Here is a 6,835-nt window from a genome sequence, read left to right as displayed (position 1 = left end):
TCCAGCGCCTGGGCGGCCTCGCGCTCGTCGGTCGGGACGGTGTTGGTGGCCTGCTCGAGCCGGGACAGCGCGTCGGACAGCTGTTCCAGGCCGACGTTGGCGGCCACGCCGCGCACCTTGTGCGCCAGCATGCGCAGCTGCTGGTGCGAGCCGCCCGCCGCATGCATCTTCAGCGTGGTGGCCAGGTCGGCGTACTGGCGGCCGAAGTGATCGAGCGCCTCGGCATACACGTCGGCCTTGTCAGCCCAGCGGTGCAGGCCGGCGCGGCGGTTCAGCACCTCGCGCGCCGCGGCAGGCAGCGCAAGCGCGTCCTTGTCCGCCTGCTGCTGGTCGAGGCCCAGCACGCGCGCGATCTCGTGCGACAGCGTGAACCAGTCGACCGGCTTGGTGGCGAAGCCGTCCATGCCGACTTCGACGCTGGCGCGGCGGTGCTCGGCCAGCACGCTGGCGGTCATCGCGATCACCGGCGTACGGCGCTTGCCCGTGGCCGCCTCGTGGGCGCGGATCGCGCGCGTGGCGCTCAATCCGTCGAGGGTCGGCATCTGGAAGTCCATCAGCACCAGGTCGAAGTCGCCTTCCTTGGCCTGCTCCAGCACCGCGGCGCCATCCGCCACGGCGGTGAGCGTGTGGCCGCGGCGCGCCATCAGGAGCTGCAGCAGCTCCAGGTTCTGCGGCACGTCGTCGGCGGCCAGCACGCGCAGCGGCGGCAGCACCGCGGCGCTGCGCACGCGCGGCGCCTGCTGCGCGAAGCGCGCCAGCACCAGCGGCAGATGCACGTGGAAGCTGGTTCCCTTGCCGAGTTCGCTCTCGGCCCAGATCTTCCCGCCCATCAGCTCGACCAGCTGCTTGCTGATGGTGGTGCCCAGGCCGGTGCCGCCGAAGCGGCGCGTCATCGAAGCGTCGGCCTGGGTGAACGGATCGAAGATCGCCTGCAGGCGTTCCGGCGCGATGCCGATGCCGGTGTCGCTGACGATGATGCACAGCTGGTCGCCCTCGGCACGCACGCGCAGGGTCACGGTGCCTTTCTCGGTGAACTTGATCGCGTTGTCGAGCAGGTTGGTGAGCACCTGGCGCACCCGCAGCTCATCGCCGCGCAGGCCGGTCGGCAGCGCCGGATCGTAGTGGATGTCGAGGTGCAGGCCCTTGGCGCGCGCATTCGCGGCCAGCGTGGACGACAGCTCGTCGATCAGGGACAGCAGGTTGTAGTCGTTCTGCTCCAGCTCCACCGCGCCCTTTTCCAGCTTGGCGGTGTCGAGGATCTCGTTGAGCAGGCGCAGCAGCGCGCGGCCGGCGCTGCGGATGGTGTCGAGGTGGCGCCGCTGTTCCTTGTTCAGCTCACCGTCGAGCAGGACGTCGGTGAAGCCGAGGATCGAATTCATCGGCGTGCGGATCTCGTGGCTCATGTTGGCGACAAAGGTGGCGCGCGCGGCGGCGGCCTGCTCGGCCTTGTCCTTGGCGTCGCGCAGCGCGTCTTCCATCTGGCGGCGCTCGGTGATGTCGAGGATGACCCCGTCGAGCCAGGTGACCGTGCCTTCGTCGTCGCGCACGCCGCTGCCGTTCTCCCACAGCCAGCGCACGCTGCCGTCCTTGTGCAGCAGGCGGTATTCGACCAGGTAGGGGCGGTCTTCGCGCAGCGCGGCTTCCAGCTCTTCGTTCACGCGCACGCGGTCGGTCGCGTGGATCAGGGTGCCGAACAGGCGGCGCGGATGGTCGCCCAGGAAGTCGGCGGCCGGGTAGCCGGTGACGCGTTCGACCGCGTCGCTGATAAAGACCATCGGCCATAGGCCGTCCAGCGTGCAGCGGAAGGAAATGCCGGGGATGTTGGCGATCAGGGAGCGGAACTGCGCTTCGCTGGCATGCAGCGCCTGCATGATCGCGCGGCGCTCGCTGATGTCGGTGATGAAGCAGACGAACAGGTCCTGCTTGTCCAGGCGCGCATGGCCGATGGCGCGGCGGATCGGCACCAGGCTGCCATCCTTGCGCTTGCCCATGATTTCGCTGCTGCCCGACATCGCCGGGGTGTAGCCTTCGGTGATTAGGCCCAGCAGGCCGTCGTGCGTGGCCGCGTCGTCATCGGCGACCAGCAGGCTGGCGCTGCGGCCGACGATCTCCTCGCGCCGCCAGCCGAAGATGCGTTCGGCCGAGGCGTTGAATTCGGTGATGGTGCCGTCGCGCGCGATCGTGATCACGCCGTCCACCGTGGTGGTGAGCAGGGCGCGCATCCAGGCTTCGCTGCGGCGCAGCTCCAGGAACATCATGCGGTAGCGCAGCAGGCCGTTGGCCGCGACCACCAGGCCGGTGAAGACCATGGTGATAAGCGAGATGACCAGGGCCAGGAAGTCGCTGTTCGAGGAGCCGGTGCCGCCAGGGTCGGCCTGGCCGACGAAGCGCGCGGCGGCCATGCCGGTGTAATGCATGCCGGCGATGGCGCAGCCCATCACGATGGCCGCCAGCAGCAGGCGGCGCGATTCGCTCAGCGAGCGGAAGCGCTTCAGGCCGAAGCGCACGCCCAGCGCCAGCGTGGCCAGCACCACTGCCACCACGATCGACAGGGCGAACATGGCCGGGTCATAGCGCAGCTGCAGGCGCATCTGCATGCCGGCCATGCCGGAATAATGCATGGCGCCGATGCCGGCGCCGACCAGCACGCCGCCGACCAGCAGGCCGACCGGGCCCAGGCGCTGGCGCGAAATCAGCGACAAGGCCACCGCCGAGGCGCCGATGCTGGGCAGCGCCGACAGGATGGTGGTCATCGGGTCATAGGTGATCGGCGTGCACAGGTTGAACGCCAGCATGCCGATGAAGTGCATGGCCCAGACGCCGGCGCCGAGGGCGAGGCTGCCGCTGCCGAGCACGAGCGCGCGGTGGCTGCGGCTGGCGGCCGCCTGGCCGGCGATCTGCAGGCCCATCCAGGACGAGAAAATGGCAATCAGGACCGACAGCAGGACAAAGCGCGGTTCATAGACGCCAAAGGTGAGCAGCGACGGATCGTCCGGAACTGAAAATAATTGCAGCATGGGGCGGCTTTTGCGGTGATTGGGCAGTGAAAAGCGCCCGGGAAAGGTCTCAGCAGTATCTCATTTTCGTAGAGGAAAGTCTCGTTGAAGGCAGGAATCATGCGAGTTTGACCCGTGTTTTTGTCGCGCAGGCGCCACCCTCGCCAGCCGCTGTACCGACATGCATTGCGGAAAAATTCCCTGTAGTGCTACTCTGCATTGATAAATCAATACAAGCGCGTGTGGATAGCGCAATGCGCAGGCGATCCAGCCAGGGAAAAACCTTGCTTACTCGAATTCTCGCGATAGCATTCGCGGTAGCCGGCGCTGCCGCCAGCGCCGCCAATGCCGCCGCCGGGACGGCGCCTGCCGCCCGGCCTCGGCTCTATATCACGACCGAAACATCGGCGCCGTCGAGCATGCTGGAGGGCACGCGCGTGACCGGCATCGCCACCGACAAGGTGCGCGAAGCGATGCAGCGCGCCGGCGTCGACTACAGCATCGAGCTGCTGCCCTGGAAGCGCGCCTACCTGGCTGCGCAGCAACGCCCGGATGCCTGCGTGTACTCGACCTCGCGTACGCCGGAGCGGGAAAACCTGTTCAAATGGGTGGGGCCGACCGACGTCGGCCAGTGGGTGATGCTGGCGCGCGCCGACAGCAAGCTGCTACTACGCAGCCTCGAGGATGCGCGCGGCCTGCGCATCGGCACCTACAACGGCGACGCCCGCGATGCCTACCTGCGGGCGCGCGGCTTCCGGGTCGACGCCGCCAATGAGGACCTTGCCAATGCCGGCAAGCTGCTGCTCGACCGCATCGACCTGTGGGCCGCCAGCCTGCGCACCGGCACCACCATCCTGTCCCGCTACGGCTACGACAAGAAGATCGTGCCACTGCTGGTATTCAACCGGATCGAGCTCTACCTGGCCTGCAATCCCGGGGTGCCCGATGCCGTCGTGGGGCGCCTGAACGCGGCCTTCGAAGCCATGGCGCGCGACGGCACGGCGCGGCGGATCGAGCGCAGTTACGAGAACTGGGGTGGACCGCTCAGGCAGCCGTGATGCTCGCCCGCATGGCTTGGCCAGTGGCAGAGTTTTTTGATGTGTAAATTATTCCGACGGAAATGTCGGACGAATCGAGGGGCAGGTCAATGTCACTGCCATGCTGGTGGGTGGTGCCTCCGGCCGGAATCGAACCGGCACGCCTTTCGGCGCTTGATTTTGAGTCAAGTGCGTCTACCAATTCCGCCACAGAGGCCCAATAGCAGGCGCGCATCTTAGCACATCGATTGCACGGATGACCAGCACCGGCGAAAGTATTGCGGCGACGAACCCTGTTACGGGCCGGAAGCGGCCCGTAGCGACGCCGCTGCCTACACAATCAGCAGGCGATGCGCTGCTGCAGCAGCCTCAGGCTGCCTACCGGGCCCACCACCTGCAGCGTGTGCGGCTGCACCGCCACTTCGATCGAGCCTTCGCGGCCGCGCAGCCAGGGCAGCGGGCGGAAGTAGCTGATGCGGTCGGCATCGGACCTGGTGCGCCGGTAGCCCAGCGACACCAGCGCTTCGTCGAGCGTGCTGATCATGTGATGGGCGTCGAAGCGGGTGCGCATCTCGAAGCTTCCCGGGCCCATCATGGCCACCGGCATCAGCCCGCCGACCAGGGCCGGCAGCACGATGAAGGGCAGCGGGGTTTCCGGGTCGATGAGGTGCAGTACCAGCATCAGCAGCGGCAGGCCGACGGCCATGGTAAGGACCCATGGGAACAGCTGCCGCCAGGTAGCGGGGCAACGCAGGAAGAAAGGCCGCTCGCGAATACGAACAATTTCCGAAAAGGTAACGCTTTTCATGGTATCTCCTCGCAGCGCTGCTCGATCGGTTGCGCCCGTATGGCAACAAAAAACGACCTGTTTTATTGTGCCGGTCTAGCTTACGGGGCAGTTGACTCCGCTCAAGCGCGCTATCTTGCATACATAGGTTCTCACATCAGGCTGGTGTGCTGCGCACCGGTGAAAAAGATGCAGGAATCGTGCCAGAACGAAAAAGGCCGCCGGCTGGGATGCCGGCGGCCCGCAAGGAAACAGTCAGGAAGGAGGATCAGCGGCTGCGCTGGAACAGCCGGAAGCGTTCGTCGCGGTCGGAGGCGCGCCGGCCTTCCCACAGCACGGTGCTGCCGCGCACGCCGTAGCGGCGCGCCAGCTTGTCGTCGTCGCGGTTCTTGATGCTGTCCTGGAGCAGGACATAGCGGCAAGCGCCGCCCGCCAGGGTGGTGAAGGGCAGGCGGCCGAAATAGGCCAGGGAGGCGCGCTGGGCCGGATTCACATTGGTTTCGATGCAGTCCGCGTCATGCGGCAGGGTTGCCGCGATCTGCTGGGCCACGCCGGCGTAGCTCTTGCTGTAGTTGAGGTCCGGCAGGAACAGGGTCATCAGGAGCACCCACAGCAGGATCAGGCCGCCCGAGGACAGCACCACCGCACGCCACAGCACCGAGGGCTGGCGCGACAGGCGCCAGTGGACCAGCATGATCCAGCCGACGCTGGTCGCGGCGGCCACCAGGAAGGCGATGATGCCGACTTCCGGCTTGAAGCCCGGCACCAGCTTGAGCGCGTTCTTGGCCAGCTGGGCCGGCCAGCCGGTGAGCTTCGCGATCCAGAACAGCCACACCAGCGCGCCCAGCATGGTCAGCACCATCACCGAGAACCAGTCGATCGCATTGATCGCGCCGCGCTTCATGGTCGGCAAGCCGAAGGCGGCCATCAGCGCCAGGGGCGCCAGCATCTTGAGGAAGTCGCTGTTTTCCGGCTCCGGGTCGCACAGCAGCAGCAGCGCGAGGGCGACGAAGAACATCACCGGCATCACGATGTGCAGCAGGTGCTGCTGGCGGCGCCAGGCCCAGATCGCCCACAGGGCGAACGGCCAGGCCGGCCAGAAGAACCAGACGCCGATGCGGAAGAAGCCCTTCAGCGAGGCCAGGCTGGGCAGCGCGAGCTGGCCGGCATTCCAGTCCAGCCACTCGCCGACCGGCGACAGGCCGTAGGGCTGGACCGTTGCTGCCGGCACGATCCAGGCCAGGGTGATAAGAAATCCGACACCTGCCGCGATGGCCAGGTGGCGCAGGCTGTCGCGGGTCGCCAGCTTCAGGTAGCGGGTGCAGGCATACAGCGCCAGCACCAGCACCGCCGGCACCACGATGCCGCGCGTGAGGGCCAGTGCGCCCAGCGACAGGCCGACCAGCACGGCATTGCGGGTCGAGGAGGTCTCGACGTAGCGCACCGCGCGGTACAGGAAATAGGCGAGCAGGGCGCCCTGCAGGGTGGCGGCCAGGGTCAGGTGGCTCTGCACCAGCAGGCCCAGGCAGCCGAGGTAGATCAGCACCGCGGTGTCGCCCAGCGTGCGGCCGTAGTCGTCGGGCTCGGGCTGGCCGCCGAAGGCCAGGCGCAGCGGCTGTGCTTCGGCGCGGCGGCCCAGGTGGAAGGCGGTGTACCAGAGCGACATGGCGCCGGTGACGAAGATGCCGATGGTGGAGACGCGCGCGGCCAGCACGTCGCCCAGGATCCAGCCGAACAGCTTGATGCACAGCGCGCCGAGCCAGAAGGCCAGCGGGCCTTCCTGGGCGGCTGCCAGGCCGGCGATGTTCGGGTATAGCCAGTCGTCGATGCCGCCGTGCGCCATCGTCCACATGATGCCGAAGGGGCCGGCGTCTTCCTTCCACGGGTGGCGGCCGATCAGGCCCGGCAGGATGTACAGCATGCCCAGCGCGAGCAGGGCCCAGCGGGGCAGTGCCAGTGTGGCGGCAGCGGGAAGGCGGACGGGTTTCATCGTTCAGTGCAGCGGGAAAGAATAG

The 6,835-nt window shown here is 67.3% G+C and carries 4 protein-coding genes and 1 tRNA gene; 1 reads left to right on the top strand and 4 read right to left on the bottom strand.

Annotated elements, in window-relative coordinates; genetic code table 11:
* The coding region (locus tag B2R83_RS07355) for an MHYT domain-containing protein (RefSeq protein ID WP_292039692.1) at positions 1–3,017 on the bottom strand (3,017 nt) is incomplete at its 3' end.
* Positions 3,018–3,280: 263 nt separating this feature from the next.
* Here B2R83_RS07355 and B2R83_RS07350 point away from each other — a divergent pair.
* On the top strand, positions 3,281–4,054 hold the full coding sequence (locus B2R83_RS07350) for a substrate-binding periplasmic protein (protein ID WP_292039690.1): 774 nt from the start codon (positions 3,281–3,283) through the stop codon (positions 4,052–4,054).
* Positions 4,055–4,165: 111 nt separating this feature from the next.
* On the opposite strand, the gene B2R83_RS07345 is transcribed toward B2R83_RS07350, so the two are convergent.
* From B2R83_RS07345 to B2R83_RS07335, 3 genes are all read right to left on the bottom strand, one after another.
* A tRNA-Leu gene (locus tag B2R83_RS07345) sits at positions 4,166–4,250 on the bottom strand.
* A 123-nt stretch (positions 4,251–4,373) separates the two neighbouring features.
* The gene (locus B2R83_RS07340) at positions 4,374–4,841 is read right to left on the bottom strand and encodes a hypothetical protein (protein ID WP_292039688.1); all 468 of its coding nucleotides are present in this window, start codon (positions 4,839–4,841) and stop codon (positions 4,374–4,376) included.
* A gap of 247 nt (positions 4,842–5,088) precedes the next feature.
* Positions 5,089–6,810 carry an ArnT family glycosyltransferase gene (locus B2R83_RS07335; protein WP_209587313.1) on the bottom strand — a complete coding sequence of 574 codons (1,722 nt, stop codon included), beginning with the start codon at positions 6,808–6,810 and terminating at the stop codon, positions 5,089–5,091.
* Positions 6,811–6,835: the final 25 nt, after the last annotated feature.

The organism is Massilia sp. UBA6681, from assembly GCF_002454935.1.
GTDB lineage: Bacteria > Pseudomonadota > Gammaproteobacteria > Burkholderiales > Burkholderiaceae_D > Telluria > Telluria varians.
Note: the sequence above shows the minus strand (reverse complement) of the source record. Positions and strands in the feature narration are given on the sequence as shown.